The following is a 20,672-nucleotide window of genomic DNA, read 5'->3' as shown; positions in this document are numbered from 1 at the left end:
TACGATGTCTGAGCACCATATAAAATTACCGGAAGGTTCAATAGGAAAACAAACAACGACCCTCAACCTGGGGCCGACGCATCCCGCGACTCACGGGGTGTTCCAAAATATACTTGAACTGGATGGTGAGCGTATCGTCAGTGCCGAGCAGACTGTGGGATACATTCATCGTGCATTTGAAAAAATTGCTGAAAGAAGACCATTATACCAGATCACGCCACTGACTGACAGGCTGAACTATTGTTCTGCCCCTATCAACAACATGGGCTGGCATATTACCTGCGAAAAGTTACTGAATGTAAAGACCCCGAAAAGGGTTGATTATCTCCGGATAATCATCATGGAACTCGCCCGTATATCAGACCACCTCATCTGCAATTCGATTGTTGGTGTGGACACGGGTGCATTTACCGGGTTCGTTTATGTGATGCAGTACCGCGAGCTGATCTATGAGATCTACGAAGAGATCTGTGGTTCACGTCTTACAACGAACATCGGAAGAATCGGTGGTTTTGAAAGAAATTTTACGAACACAGCTTTCCAGAAACTTGAAAAATTCCTGGATGAATATCCAAAGGTCTTAAAGGAATTTGAGAACCTGTTTACGAGGAACCGCATCTTCATGGATAGAACCATAGGTGTAGGACCTATAAGTGCAGAACGCGCAATAAACTTTGGATTTACGGGTCCTAATCTTCGTGCGGCAGGAGTAGATTATGATGTACGTGTTCATACTCCATACAGCAGTTACGAGGATATGAATTTTGAAATACCTATCGGATCAACCGGTGATTGTTATGATCGCTTCCTGGTCAGGAACCAGGAAATGTACCAGTCTATCAGTATCATCCGACAGGCTTATCAGAAGGTGCAGGAATTTAAGGGCAAGGAAGCTGACGTGTTCCATGCGGATGTACCGGAATATTATCTGCCTGAGAAAAAGGATGTATATACGAAGATGGAAGCGCTGATCTGGCACTTCAAGATTGTGATGGGAGAAATAGATATGCCGAAAGGTGAAGTCTTCAATTCTGTGGAAGGTGCAAATGGAGAATTAGGGTTTTACCTGATCAGTGATGGTGGCAGGGCCCCTTACCGGCTACACTTCCGCAGGCCGTGTTTTATTTATTACCAGGCTTATGAAGAGATGAGCCGTGGTTCAATGTTAAGTGATGCGATCATCCTGATGAGTAGTCTGAACCTGATCGCGGGTGAAATGGATGGCTGATATCATAAGTACAGGTAGTTAAGGAATCATTTGCTGATTTGCAGAAGCAAACAGACAATATTAATAATATGGTGAAATTTTCAGAGCAGCAGCTCAGTAAGGTTCAGGAAATAATAAACCGCTATCCTGCCGGCAAGCAGAAAAGTGCGGTGATACCGCTGCTGCACATGGCACAGGAAGAATTTGGCGGATGGCTCAGTGCGGAATCAATGGATTATGTGGCTTCGCTGTTAAGCATTGCACCAATAGAAGTGTATGAAGTGGCGACTTTCTACTCCATGTATAATTTGAAGCCGGTTGGAAAATTTCTTTTTGAAGTTTGCCAGACCGGTCCCTGTATGCTGCGTGGTAGTGATGACATCATAGCTTATATAAAACAGAAGCTGGGAATAGGAGTAGGAGAAACGACGGCTGATGGAATGTTCACCTTGAAAACGGTTGAGTGCCTTGGCGCCTGTGGTTATGCGCCGATGATGCAGCTAGGAAAATTTTACCGCGAGCATCTTACCCCGGAGAAAGTGGACCAGATCATTGAAGAGTGTCGTAGCCAGGCGAATTAGGAACATTATTCGATTGAAATATGCAGCTAATGAAAAATATTGTAGCAGTTTTAAGCATGGCCCTGGTCATGGGTGCCTGTGGCGATTCCGCTGAACAGGAAAACAACGCCACCGTTGTGCCTGTACCGGATACGCCGGCAGCCCAGGCACCGGTAACCTATCAAAGAGTGATAACTGCCGCTTATGCAGGTGTGATACCATGTGCAGATTGCGACGGGGTGGAAACAAACGTCACCCTGTTTGCCGATACAACTTTTGAACTACGCAGCGCTTACATCGGTAAGAATCCAAAAGATACAGCCGGATTAAACGCAACAATAAATGGCAAGTTCATGATGCACAGTGACACTGTACATCTTGAAGGTGTACAATCCCGATATCTCAAAACAGATACAGCACTTTTGCAGCTCGATAAAACCGGGAAGATCATGACTGGTAAGTCAGCTGAAAAGTATGTATTGAAAAAAGTGAAGTAATAGCTAATCCATGGGTAGAAAAGTACTGATTGACAAGGTTAATATTGAGGGCATCAAAACCTATGATGTTTACCGGCAGAACGGTGGTTATACAGCTGCGGAAAAAGCTTTGAAAATGGCTCCGGCCGATGTTGTGGAAGAAGTAAAGAAAAGCGGTCTCCGTGGCCGTGGTGGTGCCGGTTTCCCTACAGGCATGAAATGGAGCTTCCTGGCAAAACCCGAAGGAGTTCCCCGTTATCTCGTTTGTAACGCTGATGAATCAGAACCCGGAACATTTAAGGACAGGTACCTGATGGAGTTTCTGCCACACCTGCTCATTGAGGGGCTCATCATTTCATCCTGGGCACTTGGATCCGAAAGAACATATATCTATATACGCGGCGAATACGCATGGATAGTCGATATACTGGAAGAAGCAATCCGGGAAGCCAATGTAAACGGCTGGCTTGGAACAAATATCCAGGGCACCGGTTTTAACTGCCAGATCTACGTACAGCGCGGTGCGGGGGCTTATATCTGCGGTGAAGAAACAGCACTTATTGAATCGCTGGAAGGTAAACGCGGTAATCCAAGGATCAAACCACCGTTCCCTGCGGTCAAAGGATTGTATGATTGCCCAACTGTTGTAAACAACGTTGAAACCCTTGCAGCCGTAGTGCCCATCCTGAATATGGGTGGCGAAGAATATGCTAAGATCGGGGTGGGAAAATCAACAGGTACCAAGCTGCTGTCTGCCTGTGGCAATATCAACAAGCCCGGTGTTTACGAGATTGATATGACCATCTCCGTTGAAGAATTTATTTATTCCGATGAATATTGTGGTGGAATACCAAACGGCAAACGTCTCAAGGCATGTATACCGGGTGGATCATCAGTTCCGATCGTTCCTGCCAACCTGTTGTTTAAAACAGCAAAAGGCGAAACAAGGATGATGAACTATGAAAGCCTTGCCGACGGTGGTTTCGCGACCGGTACCATGATGGGATCCGGTGGATTCATTGTGCTCGACGAAGATCAGTGCGTGGTTCGTCATACCCTGACGCTGGCCACGTTTTATCGTCATGAAAGTTGCGGGCAATGCTCTCCCTGCCGCGAAGGAACGGGTTGGATGGAAAAGATCCTGAAGAAGATTGAATACGGAAAAGGAAAAATGAGTGATATCGATCTTTTGTGGGACATTCAGCGCCGGATTGAAGGAAATACGATCTGCCCGCTGGGCGATGCTGCTGCATGGCCCGTGGCTGCTGCGATCCGTCATTTCAGGGATGAATTTGAATGGCATGTGTTAAATCCGGAAGAAAGCCAGGTCAGGAACTTTGGTCTCGCACATTACGCGGATCCCAGACCAGAACTGGTACCGGCTTAGTCTTTAATTCAAAAAATGCTGCATTATCGTCGGGAGACTGATGCATAAACAATAATATGGCTGAAGAGAAAAAGCTTATAAAGGTTACAATTGACGGTATCACCATTGATGTGGAACCCGGCACCAGCATCCTGAATGCAGCCCGGAGCATCGGGGGCGATGTTGCACCACCTGCGATGTGCTATTACAGCAAGCTGAAAGGAAGTGGTGGTAAATGCAGGACCTGCCTCGTGGAAGTTGCCGCAGGTTCTACCGCCGATCCGCGTCCCATGCCCAAACTCGTGGCAAGCTGCAGGACGAATGTGATGGACGGAATGGTTGTGAAAAATATCACCAGTGAAAAGGTTACCGACGCGAGGAAAGGGGTTGTTGAATTACTACTCATCAATCACCCGCTTGATTGTCCCATCTGCGACCAGGCCGGCGAATGCCATCTCCAGGATCTGAGCTACGATCATGGAAAAGAAGGCACTCGTTATGAATTCGAACGCCGCACCTTTGAAAAACATGATATCGGTCCGTATATCCAGCTACACATGACACGTTGCATATTGTGCTACCGTTGTGTATATGTGGCTGACCAGCTTACTGAGAAAAGAGAGCATGGTGTGCTGGACAGGGGCGATCATTCACAGATCGCGACATTTATAGAAAAGGCCCTTGACAATGATTTTATAGGGAATGTAATTGACGTTTGCCCCGTGGGAGCACTTACAGACAGAACCTTCCGTTTTAAGAACAGGGTCTGGTTCCTTAAGCCTGTAGATGCTCATTGCAACTGTTCAAAATGTAAGGGTAAAGCTACGTTATGGTACCGCGGAGATGAAGTTTTCCGTGTAACTGCACGAAAGGATCAGTGGGGCGAAGTAGAGGACTGGATCTGTAATGAGTGCCGGTTCGAACGTAAAAGAACAAGCGAATGGATCATTGAAGGACCAACCCGAATCAGCCGGCAGTCGGTAATTTCCGCCGGTCATTATGTGGGCACTACGTTGCCCGCCGAAACAATTGAAAAGGTGATGCATGGCCGTGCACCGAGACTACTGATGGATATTCACTCCGTAAGTGGCGTTAATAAACCAGAGATTCATCTTTCAGAAATCAACGGCCCGGCACACTCAGAAGATTTCAATACCCCGCTTGAACCTAAAAATTTGCAGAACCAGGCATAACGGCGGGAAACTAACATATTTGACACAGAACAAGAGGAATAAAAAACAATCATGCAATTAACACTGCTTGCTATCGACTGGGGATTTATCATAGAAAAGCTGATACTCATCATATCTATAGTTTCGATCTCCCTCGTGATAGCCATGTATGAGACTTATGCCGAAAGAAAAGTTGCTGCGGTTATCCAGGATCGTATCGGCCCAAACAGGGCGGGACCCTTTGGTATATTACAGCCTCTCGCTGATGGTCTTAAGCTCTTCATGAAGGAGGAGATCATCCCCAACAGTTCCAACAAAGCGCTATTTATCTTAGGTCCTTCTCTGGCCATGCTCACCGCGATCATGACCTCTGCAATCGTACCCTGGGGCGGTCCTATACATTTTACCTTGTTTGGACAGGACAGGATGATAAACCTCCAGGTAGCCGATATAAACATAGGCATTCTGTACATTTTTGCCGTGGTGAGTATGGGTGTTTATGGCATCATGATCGGTGGCTGGGCCTCAAACAATAAGTTTTCCCTGATGGCATCTCTCAGGGGAGCGTCCCAGGCTATTTCTTATGAACTTCCTATGGGTCTTTCCCTGATCGCATTATTAATGCTGACCGGTTCGCTTAAATTAAGCGTTATCGTCGGTCAGCAAATGGATGGTTGGTATAATATATTCATGCAACCCCTCGGCTTTTTGATATTCCTGGTTTGTGCTTTTGCAGAATGTAACCGTACGCCTTTCGATTTGCCTGAGGCGGAGAATGAGCTGAATATGGGTTATCACCAGGAATATTCTTCCATGAAACTGGGATTTTACCTGTTTGCTGAATACATCAACATGTTTATCAGCAGCGCGCTGATGGCAACATTATTTTTCGGGGGATATGATATTCCATTTGTGAATGATGCAAGCCTTGTTCAAAGCTGGGGCCAGAACCTTACCTCATTGTTGCAGGTAGCCAGTCTGTTATTTAAGACAGTCTGTTTCATCTTCTTTTTCATGTGGGTGCGTTGGACAATACCAAGGTTCAGGTATGATCAGCTCATGAATCTTGGCTGGAAGACACTGATACCACTGGCGCTGTTCAATATGCTTGTTACTGCGGCAGTGGTATTGTACAGGGCAAACGGGTTCTGATCCTGAAAACTTAATTGGTCAGTTGACCGTATAAAAATATTTTTGCGAAATCTAAAAAGCGACCAGTTGATCTGGAAGCCGGAGAAACAGCTTTATGGAAGCATTAACGAGTAGAGCGAAGCGGGTGGAGCGTAAGCCAATGACGTTTTTGGAACGGCTTTACCTTTGGAATATAGCCAAGGGTATGATGATTACATTCAGTCATATCTTCAAGAGAAAGCCAACTGTTCAATATCCTGAGCAAAAAAGGGAGTTCAGCCCGGTTTTCAGGGGATTGCAGATTTTGAACCGTGATGAGGAGGGCCGCGAACGCTGTACTGCCTGCGGGCTTTGCGCAGTTGCCTGCCCGGCTGAGGCCATTACTATGGAAGGTGCAGAAAGGAAAAAGGGTGAAGAGCATCTGTATCGTGAAGAAAAGTATGCTGCCAAATATGAGATCAACATGCTGCGATGCATATTTTGTGGTTTGTGTGAAGAGGCCTGTCCCAAAGATGCCATATACCTGAGTGAAACTTTTGCCCCGGCTAACTACCAGCGCAAGGGTTTGATCTATGACAAAAATGACCTGCTGATACCGCATCCCAAGGAAAACCCCGAAGAATACGCGAAAGCAGTAGGAACCAGGCCCAAAAGACCAGCGGCTCCAACTCAACAGAATTAATAAAACGCCCGGCATCAGATGCCGGACCTGATAAATAAGGAGAATTTAATACGAAATACTGCATGAACGTTTCTGAAATATTATTCTATTTTTTAAGTGTACTGGCGCTTGGTAGCGCCATTATGCTGGTAGTCAGTAAGAATCCCGTTCACAGTGTACTTTGGCTCATCGTCACATTTGTAGCCATCACCGGGCATTATATCCTCATGAATGCACAGTTCCTTGGCATTGTAAATCTCATCGTATATGCGGGGGCGATCATGGTTCTTTTCCTTTTCGTAATAATGCTGATGAATCTGAATGCTGAAACAGAACCCAAGAAAAATAAATGGCTCAGACTGGCTGGTGTGGTGGCTGGTGGCTGCCTTTTACTTGTGCTCGTGGCGGCGCTTAAAGATGCCGATAAGAAAGGGCAGATGGTTCTTTATGGTGGCAGTGATATCGGTTTGATTGAAAACCTGGGTAAGGTTTTATTTACAGATTATGTGATTCCTTTCGAGATAAGCAGTGTGCTATTTTTAAGTGCGATGGTCGGTGCGGTGGTAATTGGTAAAAAAGAATAGGCCGGTATATCAGTAAAGGTCAGTAAGGATCAGAGGAACCAATTATTAATTATGAAGATCGAGTATTATATTTTTCTGTCTATCGCCCTGTTTTGCATTGGTATCGCAGGCGTGCTTACGAGAAGAAACATGATCATTGTTTTCATGTGCATTGAGTTGATGTTCAATTCTGTGAATCTGTTGCTGGTTGCTTTCTCGAAAATGCATAACGTGGCGGCCGCCACCGCGAACAGCAATGCCGGCATAGAAGGTCAGCTTTTCGTGTTTTTCATTATGGTTGTTGCTGCAGCAGAGGTTTGTGTAGGACTGGCAATTATCGTAATGATGTTCAGAAATACACATTCGGTAGATATCAATTTCCTGAACAGACTTAAACATTGAGCTCCGTGGGATCAGCTTTTCACGAGTCCCCAGGTTCATTTGTAGTAAGCAGTGTCTGTCGCATTGCCAGGAATTTCAATTTTAAGCGTTCAGTATAAACAGGATTATGAACAAACTGGTTACTTTAATTCCCTTAATGCCGCTTGCCGGGTTCCTTATCAACGGACTTTTCAGGAAAGGTTTGTCAAAATCTCTCTCCGGTATCATCGGGAGCGGTGTGATCTTGATCTCCTTTATATTAAGTGTGCTTGTGTTCATAGAAGTGAAGAATGGACATAACCAGGTGATCACTTTGTTTGATTTTATTGAAGTTGGCAAACTTTCCATACCCTTTTCATTCCAGGTTGATCAGCTTTCCTCTATATTCCTCCTCATCATTACAGGTGTTGGTTTCCTTATTCACCTGTATTCCACTGCGTACATGCATGAGGAAAACAACGTTCAGTTTGCCCGGTATTTTGCCTATCTCAACCTGTTTGTGTTCTCAATGCTGTTGTTGGTTATGGGTGGCAACTTCGTGATCATGTTTATCGGTTGGGAAGGTGTCGGACTATGTTCATACCTGCTCATCGGTTACTGGTTCCGGAACATTGAATATGGTAATGCCGCAAAAAAGGCCTTTATCATGAACAGGATAGGGGATCTTGGTTTTTTGCTGGGCATCTTCTGGCTCATTGCAAAACTCGGCACTGTAACTTTTCATACACCGGATAATGCAGGTGTATTTGATCGGTTCAGTGATTTGTCAACAACCGATCTTACCGGCATTACCTTGTTGTTGTTTGTAGGTGCAACCGGGAAAAGTGCCCAGATCCCATTATATACCTGGCTTCCCGATGCCATGGCCGGTCCCACACCGGTGTCTGCTCTGATTCATGCGGCAACCATGGTAACTGCAGGAATTTATATGATTGCCCGAAGCAATATCTTATATACCCTTGCACCTGTTACGCAGACTGTAATTGTAATTGTCGGTCTTGCCACTGCTCTTTTGGCAGCTACCATTGCGATCAAACAAAATGATATAAAAAAGGTCCTGGCTTATTCCACCGTGAGCCAGCTTGGCTATATGTTTATTGCCCTCGGTGTCGGATCATATACCGGGGCCGTTTTCCATGTGATGACCCATGCCTTTTTTAAAGCCCTGCTTTTCCTTGGTGCAGGTTCAGTAATTCATGCCATGCATCATGAGCAGGATATCCGGTTCATGGGAGGATTAAAAAAGAAATTACCGATCACTCACATCACTTTCCTGCTCGGTTGTATCGCTATTGCGGGTATTCCTCCTTTCAGCGGATTTTTCTCGAAAGATGAGATACTCGCCGCAGCCTGGGCATCGAACCCTATCTACTGGATCCTTGGCGTGCTCGGCGCAATGATGACTGCTTATTATATGTTCCGGCTTTACGCAACAACATTTCTTGGAAAGTTTCGTGGTACGGAAGAGCAAGAGCATCATTTGCATGAGAGCCCCGCAGCAATGACAATTCCCCTGGTAGTGCTGGCTATACTTTCGGTTGTAGGTGGTTTCGTAGGCATTCCTGAAATCTTTATGGAAGGTGGTCATAAACTCGACCAGTTTCTCTCACCGGTGTTTGCCCAATCAAAGAAACTTCAACAGGCGCATACTATTGAACATAGTACAGAATATATGCTGATGGGCATTTCAGTTGGACTCGCGCTCATTGCTATCTTTTTTGCCATCAACCGGTTCAGTAAGAGACCAGAGCTCAACGAAGCTGATGGGGCTTCAAAGCTTCTTGCAAACAAATGGTATGTAGATGAGCTCTATGAAGCTGCGATTGTGAAGCCGATGAATTCATTTGCAAAATTCTTAAACAATGTAATGGAGCGATCAGTGATAGATGGCCTGGTGAACGGGGTGGGTCGCTTTCTGCAATATGGCAGCAGGCAGATCAGGTTGGTTCAGAGTGGTCAGGTGGGAAGTTATGTGTTACTGATGGTGCTGGGTATACTGGTATTTTTTGTACTCCAGTTTTTCATAAAAAAATAAAGCACGGAATATGATAATCGATGAGATTATCCGGTTTTGCTGATTGCCTTGAATATTAAATAGTTTTCATAATCTGATATGATACCAGTTCTACTGATACTTATTCCATTACTTGGCGGTTTCGCTTCATTTTTCTTCAAAAGTGAAAGCGGGGCCAGGTCATGGGCGTTGTTTTCGGCTATCGTAACGTTAGTTGTCTCAATTCTTGGGCTTACGGTGTTGAAAGGTTCTTCCTGGTTACTGACTGATGCAGAATGGCAGCCCTTACTCGGCAGCAGGTTTACGGTGAAACTGGATGGGATGAGTCAACTGCTTTGCTTACTGACCGCTGTCTCTTATCCCTTGATCTTCGTTGCTACCTGGTTCACCAGGTACGATAAGGCAAATAATTTCTATGCGCTGATGTTACTGACACAGGCTGGCCTGATGGGTGTATTCGTAGCACAGGACGCGTTGCTATTTTATTTTTTCTGGGAGCTTGCACTTATACCAACTTATTTTCTTTGTTCTAAATGGGGTGGTGAAAGACGAATACCAGTCACCTTCAAATTCTTCATTTACACGTTTGTTGGAAGTCTTATGATGCTCGTGGGAATACTATACCTGTATTTTCAAACACCCGATCGTTCATTCTCTATCCAATCATTTTATAATCTTAATCTTCCTTACGGACAACAGAGCTGGGTTTTTTGGCTGTTTCTCATTGCATTTGCAGTGAAAATGCCCATATTTCCTTTTCATACCTGGCAGCCGGATGCCTATGAGCAATCACCTACCGCTACCACAATGGTGCTAAGTGGGATCATGGTGAAGATGGGTGTATATGGCGTACTTCGCTGGCTGGTTCCCATCCTCCCGCTGGCAACCTGGGCATGGGGAGACACCGTTGCTATGCTCGCGGTGATTGGTATGATTTACGCTTCCCTGATTGCTATCCGGCAGGATGATATTAAAAGGCTGGTTGCCTATTCTTCCATTGCGCATATCGGTCTGATGTGCCTCGCGATATTTGTTCCCTCTGCAGCCGGCATCCAGGGTGTAATGATCCAGATGTTCGCTCATGGTATTAACATTATTGGCCTCTGGATAGTGGTGGAACTGATCGAAAGGCAATTCAAAACAAGGAAACTCTCTGAGTTGGGTGGTATTGCGGAAAAGGCGCCTATGCTTACGCTTCTGCTTGTGATTGTTGCGCTGGCTAATGTTGCGTTGCCATTAACGAATGCATTCATCGGGGAGTTCCTGATGTTCAGCGGCATTTTTGCTTCAACAGCTTCGAAATACAATATGATATTTACGGCTGTTGCAGGTATCAGTATTATACTATCTGCCATTTACACACTGAATATGATTCAAAAGGTTTTCTACGGTAATACTAATGCGGTGACGGCTACAGCAAAAGATATCAGCTTCAACGAATCACTGGCACTTGTGATCATTGTGGGCCTGATACTTTCATTCGGGGTTTATCCGAAACCTATGCTTGAACTTACACAGTCTGTGGCGGATACAATACTGATGAAGATGTCGATAAAACAACCGTGAGTAATGTGAGGATGAGAGAGGGAGTTTTTTAAACCTGCGAAAAAAGTAAAAAATAGATTGGCAAGGTTGGTGGGGCGTTTAACCCCGTGCTGCCATCAGAGAAGGCAAGGACCAACAAAATAAAAATGAACGGATGAATGCAATTATAATTTCGGCAATCTGGGGAGTGGTTATGATGTTCAGCGGTATCGTGAGCAAGAGTAACATCATGATCAGGAACATCGCGACCGCCGGACTATTTATTTTACTGGCGGGGATCGTGATGGACATGAGCGGCAACCCGCTGTTCGACATCAATACCCATAACATGCTGGTGTTTGATAACTTCGGTATGCTGTTCAACGCCATTGCCGTGGGTTGTACCCTGGTTTACTTTCTGCTTTCGGGGCCCGATATGGAGAAAGTCGGCAACAACCTTGCGGATTATCTTGCATTAATATTTTTTGTGCTTAGCGGTGTTGCGATTGCGTCCTCTTTTAATACGTTGTTGATGTTGTTCCTTGGTATCGAGATCATCTCGATTCCTTTATACATTCTAACGGGCAGCGACAAGCGCAATCTGAAGAGCAATGAAGCCTCCCTGAAGTACTTTTTAATGGGTGCTTTTTCAACCGGCCTGATGCTCATGGGAATTACCCTGATTTATGGAGCGAAGGGAAGTTTTAATATGGAGGTGATTTCTCTTGGCAGTGGTCCCCTGACCCCGATGGTCGGTGCGGGAATGCTGTTGTTGATGTTTTCGATGGCTTTTAAGGTTTCGGCCGCACCTTTTCACTTCTGGACACCGGATGTTTATGACGGTGCGCCAACAGTGTTTACTTCATTTATGGCAACCATTGTGAAGGCAGCCGCATTTATCGCCTTTATCCGTCTGTTTAAGGGAAGTTTTGAGTCAATGCACACAGAGTGGCAATTGATCATTTCAATCATTACTGCCGCTACCCTGGTGATCGGGAACATTACTGCGATCTTTCAGCAAAGTGTCAAACGTATGTTGGCGTATTCGAGTATCGCCCAGGCTGGTTTCATGATGTTTGCACTCGTTGCACTGAACAGCCTGGCAGTAGAGGGAATTTTGTATTACGCCGCAGCTTATAGCCTGGCTACGATCGGTGTATTTGCCATACTGCTCAAATTGAAGGATTATACATACGAAGGATATAATGGTCTCGGCAAAAATCACCCGGTGCTTGCTGCAACCAATACGATATTTCTCCTTTCACTTTCCGGCATACCTGCAACTGCCGGGTTTATGGCCAAATTTTATATGCTGTCTGCCGCAGTTCAAAACGGCCGTGTTTTCTGGCTGGTTATACTGGGCGTTGTTTGCGCGGCGATCAGCGTATATTATTATTTCCGCGTTATCCAGGCGATGTACTTCAAGGATGGAGAAAAACAGGATGTTCAGACAAGCCTGCTTTTTCGCTGGAAGCTGATCGCATTGGCAGCCTTCCTTATCTTTCTTGGTGTCTTTCCCGAGTGGCTGATCAATAAACTTTGGTATTTCATGTGATTTGGTTCGGCTTTTTGTGCCCTGACCAGTCTTCTTCCATTGCCCTCGCATTTTGTAATCTATAACCAGCCCTGTGCACCGTGCCAGCACCAATCACTGATTTAATCCATCTCCAAACGAGTGACTTTTGCGATCCGGTGGTACGACTTCCGGTGCCTGAACTTTCCGTTTTAAAGCAATAAGTGCCAACTCCCGGCTTCAAGTGAATGGTGAATATAATTTTGCTCATCGCATATCCTTCCCAGAGAACGACAGTTGGAACGAGCGCGGAGGGCCTGAGGTGGGTCTGATCTGCCACCTTCGATTCCTCCCGCACGCACGGAACGGCAATAAAACCCTGGTCCGCGGGAGGAATCACAGTGGCAATCAGACCCACCTCAGGCCCATCCGGCGTCGTGAGATACCAAGTGAACGCTCCCGCACGCACAATATCAACAGATAACTGACCAGGTATCAGGAGCCACATCCGGTAATCCAGGGGAATATTGTGGATACCGTTCAAATAACCGACCGGGATAATTTTCGAATAGTGGGTCCCAATACTTAATTTAGTACCTGTACCTTGTAATTACGGGTCAGGAGCAACGACCAACAACCAGGGTGACCCGGTTTATATGCCTCCGGCCTAATTCAAACATACCATGAAATTTCTCGATACATTTCTCCTCGCATTCCGTACGGTTCGCGGCAATAAGCTCCGAACCGGTTTAACTGTCGCAATCATTGCGTTTGGCATTATGGCCCTGGTGGGTATCAAAACCGCCATTGAAGCAATGCAGCAAAAGTTTATCGAGAGTTTTTCATCCATGGGGGCCACTGGTTTCACCATCAGGTTCAGGGAACCGCGCAACTTTTTTGGCGGGGGTTCTGAATTGAAGAGAGAAACCAAAGGCCAGAAAAAAGCCAAAAAATCCAGCCTCGGTAAACCCATTTCCCGCGAACATGCAGAGCAATTCAAAAAGCGGTTCGATTATCCCGCTACCGTTGCGCTTACGCTTTTTGGCTCAAGGGATGCGGTGGTATCACTCGGTAGTAAAAAGTCGAACCCAACGGTCTATATCAATGGCATCGATGAAAACTATATCTTTCACAATGGGTATGAAATTGCTTACGGCAGGAACCTTACTACCCTGGATATAGAAACCGGCCGTAATGTGGCAGTAATCGGGGCTGATATTGCCACCAGGTTTTTTGGACAAAATCTTGCAGCCGGTCTAGAGAAAGTCATCAAGATAAACAACATTCCTTTCCGGGTTGTCGGTACACTAAAGCCTAAGGGGTCCACCCTGGGACGAAGCCTGGATAATGTGGTCCTGACTTCCTATAATAACGTGCGGCGTTTTTTTAATTCCAATCCCAATGCCTCTTTCTCTATACAGGTGAAGGTAGATAATATCAATCTGATGGATGGGGCCATAGGCCAGGCCACCGGCGTATTCAGACCTATCAGGCAGCTGTCTACTACCGAGGAGGACAATTTTGTAATGGATAAAAGTGACAGCTTCGTAGCCTTATTGCTTTCTTTTCTGAGTGGACTGACGGGGGCTGCTGTAGTTATCGGATTCATTACATTGATCGGGGCAGCCATTGGTCTTATGAACATCATGCTTGTTGCCGTTACGGAGCGAACCAAAGAGATTGGTTTGATTAAAGCAATCGGTGGAAAAGAGAAGAATATCCGGATTCAGTTTTTATCAGAAGCTATAGTGATCAGCCTGATGGGTGCTTTTTTTGGAGTGATCCTCGGGGTAATTGTTGGCAATAGTTTCGCCCTTGTACTGAACACAGGATTTGTAGTTCCTTATCAATGGATGTTTATCGGGATCATAATTTGTTTTATTGTGGGCCTGCTTGCCGGACTTTATCCGGCTTATAAAGCATCAAGAATGAACCCCATCGAAGCGTTACGTTATGAGTAATTGACTTACTAAAATATGTAAACAAGAAAGCTGCCTGATGGGCAGCTTTCTTGTTTACATTTCATCAATTCTTTCTGCAGACTCATTATTGCTGATGACTTATCTTGGATTTAAGATTCTGTCAATTCTGTCATTCAGATCCTGCAGATGATATCTGCTCATACGGTCGCTATAACCTGCGAGGCTAGCCGAAATTTCTGATTTCAGCGTTCTCAGTGTGCCTTTGGCTACAGACATGATATCTGATTTCCTCACATCGATAACAGGTCCGAAAGAGAAGATTATGCCGCCTCCTGGTCCGCCTGTTGTGGCGGCCGGGTTGACGATTGCTCCCATTCTCTCGACAAAGGATTTTTGCAGATTACGACGGTAATTATCGATAGGTTTTTTACCACTGAGTTCTGTAAAAATTCCTTTTTTCAGATCATCCATATATTCATCAATCCTGTACCCGGATGGATCCCTGTTTACAGAAGATACCAGCCGCTGGAGGCGTGCAGTGGACAACAGGTTACCCAGGTAGGAATCCTGCAAAGTGCTGATACGGTCAGTCACTGGTGTGACGGTTTTTTCCAGTATCGATTTCTCAAGCAACCATGTTGGCGTTTCGAACAAGTGTTTCTGGATAAACGCCAGCGCTTCCTTTTGCCTTGCTCTGGGATTTACTGTAAACACTGCTCCGGACTGATCTGTTGTTTTATAGTTCGTCATGATGCCACCAATGTTTGTTGCAACATGATTAAGGTAACGGTTGTACTGACCGATAACTTCGTTGTAGACAGCAGTTAGCTCTTTGAAGTCTTCCCCTTTTTCGTTCAACCATTCAGGCAACTTTGGTAACAGGTACTTAAGATTTTTTATTCCGTACTCGCTTGCCTTCATGGCATTATCACCGAGGTCTTCCGTTTGGGCACGGGGATCTGCTCCATTCTGAAAATAGAAACGTAATCTTGGGTTGTCATAACGTTGTTTTACCCAGTCGTTCAGTATAGCTTTCTCTTCCTCTTCAGTTTTGTCAAGCACAGGTTTATATCCCCATTCGATAGCCCAGAGATCGTAATCGCCGATCCTTGGATATAAGCCGGCAGGACCTATCTTATCTTCCGGTTGTGCCACGTAATTAAACCGGGCATAGTCCATAATGGATGCAGTGTGACCATTAGCTTCCACATATGCCTTGTCGCGCAGTTTCTCAACCGGCGTGGCAGATGAAGAGCCCATGTTATGAGGAAGACCGAGGGTATGACCCACCTCGTGAGATGAAACGAAACGGATCAGCTGTCCCATAAGTTCATCACTAAATTTACCTGTGCGGGCTTTGGGATCACTTGGTGATGCCTGGATCATGTACCAGTTCCTCAGCAGGTTCATTACATTATGATACCAGTTGATATGTGATTCCATGATCTCTCCGCTGCGTGGGTCATGGATATGCGGGCCCATCGCGTTAGGGATATCTGATGGTTTATAAACAATCGCTGAGAATCTAGCGTCATCAAGGCTCCATGTACTGTCTTCCTGTTTGGTTGGCGCACGCTTAGCCATGATGGCATTTTTAAACCCGGCTTTTTCGAAAGCCTTCTGCCAGTCATTCACTCCCTGGATCAGGTAAGGAACCCATTTTTCAGGGGTGGCAGGGTCGATATAATAGATGATGGGTTTAACCGGTTCAACGAGTTCACCTTTCTTAAACTTATCTACATCGCCCGGTTTCACTTCCAGCTTCCAGCGGGTAATGAGGCTGATGTCTTTCACACCCTGTGGATCAGCATCGAAATCAGTAAATCCTGTGGAGAAGTAAGCAACACGGTCATCATAAAACCTGGATCTCATGGGAACCTTAGGCAGCATTACAATTGATGTGTTCAGTTCGAAAGTAGCATTGCCTGCAGGACCCTGCGATGGTACCCCGGGGAACAATGACGGTGCCGGGGATTTCGAATAGGTCTTCACTGTACGGATCTCAGTATTGATAGGGTAGGTCCTCACATCAACGATATATGACTTATCTGCCTGTACCCCACCGATCCTCAGTGCGGTCTTCACAGAAGGGGCAAAGAAGAAAATATCATTGTCTGAACTGATAAAGTCGGTCAGGTCAAGTACTACCCCTGCGCTATCCTGTGAAAATGCCTTCACATCAAAGGCGGCAGCGATGGGTTGAATGTTGGAATTCTGAACCGTTTTAAACATCGGCTTAGTGGAATCTTTTGCATATACCGAGAATGATATATTTCGAAGGAAGACCCTGTTATTCGGTCCTCTTTCAAAGCGGATCACATTTTCATTGATCTCATCACCGGCAAAACCCAGGAACCCGGAGCGGGTGTTGATAGGGGCTTTTGAGATACGGTTCACCACGAGGATATCTCTTCCCATAACAGAGTCACCCAATTCGAAGAAATATTTGTCTTCCAGTTTATGTACTGTGAATAGTCCTTTACGTGATACGGCCTTTGAAGTGATGACTTCTTTGTATGGTTTCGGCCCGGGCCTTGGGGTTACCGCGGGTGGTCTGGGTCTTGATGTATCTGCAGGAGTTGTTGCAGGTCTTGGGGGTGTCTGCCTCCGGTCCTGTGCCATCGTCAACAGCAGGCTTCCCGTGAATGCAACAAGCAGTACGGATTTTTTTAAACAGTAGTTTTGGTACATATAGTAGTAATAAAATTTAGTAAGTGAAGATACTAAAAAGACCTTTATGGGACAGGTGTTCAGCGCATTGAGAAAAAAAATCAGCGTTGTTAATTTGTTTTTAAATTAAGTCTTTATATTGCCATATAATTTATCCAACAAATGCCTACATTTACGACCGGCATTTGAGAAATTCCTTATCTTGTGAACCCCGTCCTATAATTGAAGTTTAAGTATCTGTTAGAATAATCAGCTTTTACCCGGTAATGCGCGTAATTTTTTAATCTATCCATAAGGTCAATTTTTAAACAACTAAAAAAACAAACAATCATGGCTGAGACTAGACCAACTGCAACCGCTGCTGCAAAGAGTAGTACTTCTGTTCAACCGAAAAAAAGCAGCAATTCCATTTCTTGGGTTGCCCCTGTGTTGTGTATCCTTGGTGGATATGGAATCTGGCGATTTGTATTAGGTAATGCAAGTAATTTTTCTAAGCCTGATCCAGCTGGTGGCTTCTGGCCCAAACACGAAGGCCCGATCGGAGGTCTGGTAAAAATGTATGAGGGTGGAATTATTGTACCTGTTCTGATTGCTTGCTTCTTAATCGTATTGGTGTTTTGTATCGAAAGATTCATGACCATCACCCGGGCAACCGGTAGCGGTAATATCGCTGAATTCATCCGTAAAGTACAGTATCACCTGGCTAACAAAAATGTTGACGCAGCAATTGCTGAGTGTGACAAACAAAAAGGTAGTGTTGGTAATGTTATGAAAGCCGGGCTTCGCAAGTACAAAGAAATGATCACTGATACTGAGTTATCAACTGAGCAAAAAGTAATGAACATTCAGAAAGAAGTTGAAGAAGCAACCGCTCTTGAATTACCTATGCTTGAAAAAAACCTGGTTTTCCTTTCTACACTGGCTTCAGTCGCAACACTTATTGGTCTTCTTGGAACAGTTATCGGTATGATCACTTCATTCTCTGCCCTTGGTGCTGAAGGTGGTGGTTCTGCTGCGGCTGAGCTTTCAAGAGGTATCTCTGAGGCGCTGTACAATACAGCACTCGGTATCGGTACATCCGCAGTTGCGATCATCATGTACAACGTGTTTACAACAAAAATTGACGGTATCACATACGGTATTGATGAATCAGGTTTCACCCTGACCCAGAGTTTCGCAACCCTGTACAAATAATTGTAAAGGGCGTCCCGCCCGCTGTAAATTTCTTTTCGGAGTATTTATGGAAAAGGCGGGAAAATGAATCTCTTAACGAAACAGAAATTATAAAGACATGCCAAAAGTAAAAGTTCCCAGAAAAAGCACGAGTGTGGACATGACTGCGATGTGCGATGTGGCTTTTTTGTTGCTTTCGTTTTTCATTCTTACCACCAGTTTCAAGCCTGATGAGGCACTGAAGGTTACGACACCTAAATCTGTGCAGACTAAACCTGCGGAGATGAAAAATGTGGTACTGGTGACTATGGATAAAGACGGCAAAGTTTATTTTTCTATCGGCGATGACAATCGGGAAGAAAAGCAAAAAACCATTGACATTATCGACCAGCAAAAGCAATTGGGGTTAACTGCCCAGGAAAAAAACGCTTTCCTGAAGACCGGTTCTTTCGTTGGGGTTCCGTTCAGCCAGTTGAAACAATATCTTGGTTTTACTCCTGAACAACAGGCAACCGTAAAGCAACCAGGAATTCCGGTCACTGACACCCTTAACAATGAAATGTCTCTCTGGATGCAGGCTGCAGCTTCTGCGTTTCAAAGTAAAACCATGCAATTACTGGTAAAAGGTGATGCGAATGCAACATATCCTTCTTTCAAAGGCGTAATTGATGCCTTCAAAAAGAATGACCTGATGAAATTCCAGATGATCACGGACCAGGAAAATGTGCCATTGGGTAGCGAATTGTATAAGAGGAATGCAAGCAGGGGTGCCACACAGGAACCCGCTGAGTAAGCCTGAAACAACATTAGAAACAACAAAAACATTTTTTTATGGCAGAAATGGATACCTCCGGTGGGGGTGGGCATAAAAAAGGGCCAGGCGTAAAAAAAGCGAAGAAGCAATCCACAAGGGTTGATCTTACTCCCATGGTTGACCTTGGGTTCCTGCTGATCACCTTCTTTATCTTCACCACTACCATGAGTGAGCCGACGGCTATGAGGTTATACCTTCCAAAGGATACCGAAAAGCCGGAGGAGCAAAATAAAGCCAAGGAGTCAGGAGCACTGACCCTGTTGCTTGGTAAAGACAACCAGATATTCTATTATGAGGGGATCCTTTCCCCGGACGGTGCAAATTTCAAAAGTACCAACTTCAAAGAAGTCCGTGATGTCCTCATAACCAAGAAAAGAAGTACCAGGCCAGAAGATTTTGTGGTTGTTATCAAACCTGGTCCCGAATCAAAATATGTCAACACTGTTGATATATTGGATGAGATGACCATCAGCGAAATAAAAAGGTATGCATTGGTAGATATCGCAGAAGCTGAACTTCAACTGGTTAAAGCTAGCCAGGGCGGTGGAAGTCCGGCAGCACCGGCGCCTGCAAAATAATTCCTGTATTTTAATATGGAATCCGGTTGTAACTGAATCTTAATAACAAATACTTCAACACATGGACATTAATAAAATTATGAGTGCCGATATCCTTGATATCATCTTCGAAGGAAGAAACAAGGAATATGGTGCTTATGAGTTGAGGAAAGGCTATAATAAACGCCTTACCATCGCGATCATCTCCATGGCTGCCCTGCTTGCACTTTTGTTTATTGGCTACCTGCTGGCAAATAATTTAAGCGACGAGGGTGATAAAAAGGAGATGATTGTTGCAGACGTGGAACTTGAGAACATCAAGGAGGAAAAACCTGAGGAACCACCTCCACCACCTCCTCCAAAGCCACCAGATCCTCCAAAAGTGGAAATGACCAAATTCACTCCACCTAAAATCGTAAAAGATGAAGAGGTGAAGGAAGATGAGAAACCACCGGAAGTTGAGAAACTGGAAGACACAAAGATCTCCATTGTAAACCAGGAAGGTGTTAAGGACGAGGGTATCGTTGCTCCACCGATTGATGACGGAAAAGGTGTTGTTGAAGCGCCTAAGAAAGTCGAAGAAGATTACGATAAAACCTTTACCAAGGTAGAAATTGAATCTTCATATCCAGGTGGTCCCGGTGCATGGTCACGTTACCTGAACAAAAGTTTACGTTACCCGCAGGAAGCCATCGATAATGAAATCCAGGGAACAGTTGTAGTTCAGTTCATCGTTGATAAGGAAGGTAATGTGAGTGAGGTTCAGGCAATCAGTGGTCCTAAAGAACTGCATGATGAAGCCGCCCGCGTTATCAAGAAAAGTGGTAAATGGCAACCTGCAGTACAAAATGGTCGCCAGGTAAAATCATACAAAAAACAGCCTATCGTTTTCCGTCTCGAAACAGAAGGATAACAAATAACGGTTTATATTTTTAGTCTCCCGAATTTTCGGGAGACTTTTTTTGTGC

At 45.0% G+C, this 20,672-nt stretch carries 19 protein-coding genes; 17 read left to right on the top strand and 2 right to left on the bottom strand.

Features of this window, described 5'->3' with window-relative positions; translation table 11 throughout:
* Positions 1–4: 4 nt before the first annotated feature.
* From ACX0G7_RS07700 to ACX0G7_RS07645, 12 genes are all read left to right on the top strand, one after another.
* Positions 5–1,228: an NADH-quinone oxidoreductase subunit D gene (locus ACX0G7_RS07700; RefSeq protein WP_458922861.1), complete on the top strand. Its 1,224-nt coding sequence runs from the start codon at positions 5–7 to the stop codon at positions 1,226–1,228.
* Positions 1,229–1,296: 68 nt separating this feature from the next.
* The gene (locus ACX0G7_RS07695) at positions 1,297–1,788 is read left to right on the top strand and encodes an NADH-quinone oxidoreductase subunit NuoE family protein (RefSeq protein ID WP_458922860.1); all 492 of its coding nucleotides are present in this window, start codon (positions 1,297–1,299) and stop codon (positions 1,786–1,788) included.
* A gap of 29 nt (positions 1,789–1,817) precedes the next feature.
* On the top strand, positions 1,818–2,264 hold the full coding sequence (locus ACX0G7_RS07690) for a copper resistance protein NlpE (protein ID WP_458922859.1): 447 nt from the start codon (positions 1,818–1,820) through the stop codon (positions 2,262–2,264).
* 10 nt (positions 2,265–2,274) lie between these two features.
* Positions 2,275–3,630, top strand: coding sequence for an NADH-quinone oxidoreductase subunit NuoF (gene nuoF, locus ACX0G7_RS07685; RefSeq protein WP_458922858.1), 1,356 nt, complete (start codon positions 2,275–2,277; stop codon positions 3,628–3,630).
* 56 nt (positions 3,631–3,686) lie between these two features.
* Complete coding sequence (locus ACX0G7_RS07680; protein WP_458922857.1) at positions 3,687–4,802, top strand: NADH-quinone oxidoreductase subunit G; 1,116 nt, start codon at positions 3,687–3,689, stop codon at positions 4,800–4,802.
* 51 nt (positions 4,803–4,853) lie between these two features.
* Positions 4,854–5,933: an NADH-quinone oxidoreductase subunit NuoH gene (gene nuoH, locus ACX0G7_RS07675; RefSeq protein ID WP_458922856.1), complete on the top strand. Its 1,080-nt coding sequence runs from the start codon at positions 4,854–4,856 to the stop codon at positions 5,931–5,933.
* A gap of 94 nt (positions 5,934–6,027) precedes the next feature.
* Positions 6,028–6,594 carry an NADH-quinone oxidoreductase subunit NuoI gene (nuoI, locus tag ACX0G7_RS07670; protein WP_458922855.1) on the top strand — a complete coding sequence of 189 codons (567 nt, stop codon included), beginning with the start codon at positions 6,028–6,030 and terminating at the stop codon, positions 6,592–6,594.
* 62 nt (positions 6,595–6,656) lie between these two features.
* Positions 6,657–7,157 carry an NADH-quinone oxidoreductase subunit J family protein gene (locus ACX0G7_RS07665; protein ID WP_458922854.1) on the top strand — a complete coding sequence of 167 codons (501 nt, stop codon included), beginning with the start codon at positions 6,657–6,659 and terminating at the stop codon, positions 7,155–7,157.
* 51 nt (positions 7,158–7,208) lie between these two features.
* Positions 7,209–7,538, top strand: coding sequence for an NADH-quinone oxidoreductase subunit NuoK (nuoK, locus tag ACX0G7_RS07660; RefSeq protein ID WP_458922853.1), 330 nt, complete (start codon positions 7,209–7,211; stop codon positions 7,536–7,538).
* Between the two features lie 106 nt (positions 7,539–7,644).
* Complete coding sequence (gene nuoL, locus ACX0G7_RS07655) at positions 7,645–9,552, top strand: NADH-quinone oxidoreductase subunit L (protein WP_458922852.1); 1,908 nt, start codon at positions 7,645–7,647, stop codon at positions 9,550–9,552.
* Positions 9,553–9,630: 78 nt separating this feature from the next.
* The gene (locus ACX0G7_RS07650; RefSeq protein WP_458922851.1) at positions 9,631–11,097 is read left to right on the top strand and encodes a complex I subunit 4 family protein; all 1,467 of its coding nucleotides are present in this window, start codon (positions 9,631–9,633) and stop codon (positions 11,095–11,097) included.
* Between the two features lie 133 nt (positions 11,098–11,230).
* On the top strand, positions 11,231–12,610 hold the full coding sequence (locus tag ACX0G7_RS07645) for an NADH-quinone oxidoreductase subunit N (RefSeq protein WP_458922850.1): 1,380 nt from the start codon (positions 11,231–11,233) through the stop codon (positions 12,608–12,610).
* Here ACX0G7_RS07645 and ACX0G7_RS07640 read toward each other — a convergent pair.
* Entirely contained in the window at positions 12,603–13,112 is a 510-nt protein-coding gene (locus ACX0G7_RS07640; RefSeq protein WP_458922849.1) for a hypothetical protein, read from the bottom strand. The genes ACX0G7_RS07645 and ACX0G7_RS07640 overlap by 8 nt on opposite strands.
* 139 nt (positions 13,113–13,251) lie before the next feature.
* On the opposite strand from ACX0G7_RS07640, the gene ACX0G7_RS07635 reads away from it, so the two are divergent.
* The gene (locus ACX0G7_RS07635) at positions 13,252–14,529 is read left to right on the top strand and encodes an ABC transporter permease (RefSeq protein ID WP_458922848.1); all 1,278 of its coding nucleotides are present in this window, start codon (positions 13,252–13,254) and stop codon (positions 14,527–14,529) included.
* Positions 14,530–14,628: 99 nt separating this feature from the next.
* On the opposite strand, the gene ACX0G7_RS07630 is transcribed toward ACX0G7_RS07635, so the two are convergent.
* A complete protein-coding gene (locus tag ACX0G7_RS07630) occupies positions 14,629–17,181 on the bottom strand; it encodes a zinc-dependent metalloprotease (protein ID WP_458922847.1) in 2,553 nt (850 codons plus the stop codon).
* Positions 17,182–17,490: 309 nt separating this feature from the next.
* Between ACX0G7_RS07630 and ACX0G7_RS07625 the strand changes: the two genes are divergently transcribed.
* The 4 genes from ACX0G7_RS07625 (at position 17,491) to ACX0G7_RS07610 (ending at position 20,617) form a co-directional block, all read left to right on the top strand.
* The gene (locus ACX0G7_RS07625) at positions 17,491–18,354 is read left to right on the top strand and encodes a MotA/TolQ/ExbB proton channel family protein (protein WP_458922846.1); all 864 of its coding nucleotides are present in this window, start codon (positions 17,491–17,493) and stop codon (positions 18,352–18,354) included.
* Between the two features lie 97 nt (positions 18,355–18,451).
* On the top strand, positions 18,452–19,126 hold the full coding sequence (locus ACX0G7_RS07620) for an ExbD/TolR family protein (RefSeq protein ID WP_458922845.1): 675 nt from the start codon (positions 18,452–18,454) through the stop codon (positions 19,124–19,126).
* Positions 19,127–19,164: 38 nt separating this feature from the next.
* Positions 19,165–19,725 (top strand): ExbD/TolR family protein, encoded by a 561-nt coding sequence (locus tag ACX0G7_RS07615; RefSeq protein ID WP_458922844.1) that lies wholly within the window; start codon positions 19,165–19,167, stop codon positions 19,723–19,725.
* Positions 19,726–19,786: 61 nt separating this feature from the next.
* On the top strand, positions 19,787–20,617 hold the full coding sequence (locus tag ACX0G7_RS07610) for an energy transducer TonB (RefSeq protein ID WP_458922843.1): 831 nt from the start codon (positions 19,787–19,789) through the stop codon (positions 20,615–20,617).
* The last annotated feature ends 55 nt before the right edge of the window (positions 20,618–20,672 follow it).

The sequence above is a fragment of the Flavitalea antarctica genome (assembly GCF_054461535.1).
Note: the sequence above shows the minus strand (reverse complement) of the source record. Positions and strands in the feature narration are given on the sequence as shown.

Coding starts and splice junctions, on each gene's coding strand:
- ACX0G7_RS07650 (WP_458922851.1), top strand. CDS start 9,631: ATGATACCAGTTCTACTGATACTTATTCCATTACTTGGCGGTTTCGCT.
- nuoF (WP_458922858.1), top strand. CDS start 2,275: ATGGGTAGAAAAGTACTGATTGACAAGGTTAATATTGAGGGCATCAAA.
- nuoK (WP_458922853.1), top strand. CDS start 7,209: ATGAAGATCGAGTATTATATTTTTCTGTCTATCGCCCTGTTTTGCATT.
- ACX0G7_RS07700 (WP_458922861.1), top strand. CDS start 5: ATGTCTGAGCACCATATAAAATTACCGGAAGGTTCAATAGGAAAACAA.
- ACX0G7_RS07615 (WP_458922844.1), top strand. CDS start 19,165: ATGGCAGAAATGGATACCTCCGGTGGGGGTGGGCATAAAAAAGGGCCA.
- ACX0G7_RS07645 (WP_458922850.1), top strand. CDS start 11,231: ATGAATGCAATTATAATTTCGGCAATCTGGGGAGTGGTTATGATGTTC.
- nuoI (WP_458922855.1), top strand. CDS start 6,028: ATGGAAGCATTAACGAGTAGAGCGAAGCGGGTGGAGCGTAAGCCAATG.
- ACX0G7_RS07625 (WP_458922846.1), top strand. CDS start 17,491: ATGGCTGAGACTAGACCAACTGCAACCGCTGCTGCAAAGAGTAGTACT.
- ACX0G7_RS07630 (WP_458922847.1), bottom strand. CDS start 17,181: ATGTACCAAAACTACTGTTTAAAAAAATCCGTACTGCTTGTTGCATTC.
- ACX0G7_RS07610 (WP_458922843.1), top strand. CDS start 19,787: ATGGACATTAATAAAATTATGAGTGCCGATATCCTTGATATCATCTTC.
- nuoH (WP_458922856.1), top strand. CDS start 4,854: ATGCAATTAACACTGCTTGCTATCGACTGGGGATTTATCATAGAAAAG.
- ACX0G7_RS07690 (WP_458922859.1), top strand. CDS start 1,818: ATGAAAAATATTGTAGCAGTTTTAAGCATGGCCCTGGTCATGGGTGCC.
- ACX0G7_RS07665 (WP_458922854.1), top strand. CDS start 6,657: ATGAACGTTTCTGAAATATTATTCTATTTTTTAAGTGTACTGGCGCTT.
- ACX0G7_RS07635 (WP_458922848.1), top strand. CDS start 13,252: ATGAAATTTCTCGATACATTTCTCCTCGCATTCCGTACGGTTCGCGGC.
- ACX0G7_RS07695 (WP_458922860.1), top strand. CDS start 1,297: ATGGTGAAATTTTCAGAGCAGCAGCTCAGTAAGGTTCAGGAAATAATA.
- nuoL (WP_458922852.1), top strand. CDS start 7,645: ATGAACAAACTGGTTACTTTAATTCCCTTAATGCCGCTTGCCGGGTTC.
- ACX0G7_RS07620 (WP_458922845.1), top strand. CDS start 18,452: ATGCCAAAAGTAAAAGTTCCCAGAAAAAGCACGAGTGTGGACATGACT.
- ACX0G7_RS07680 (WP_458922857.1), top strand. CDS start 3,687: ATGGCTGAAGAGAAAAAGCTTATAAAGGTTACAATTGACGGTATCACC.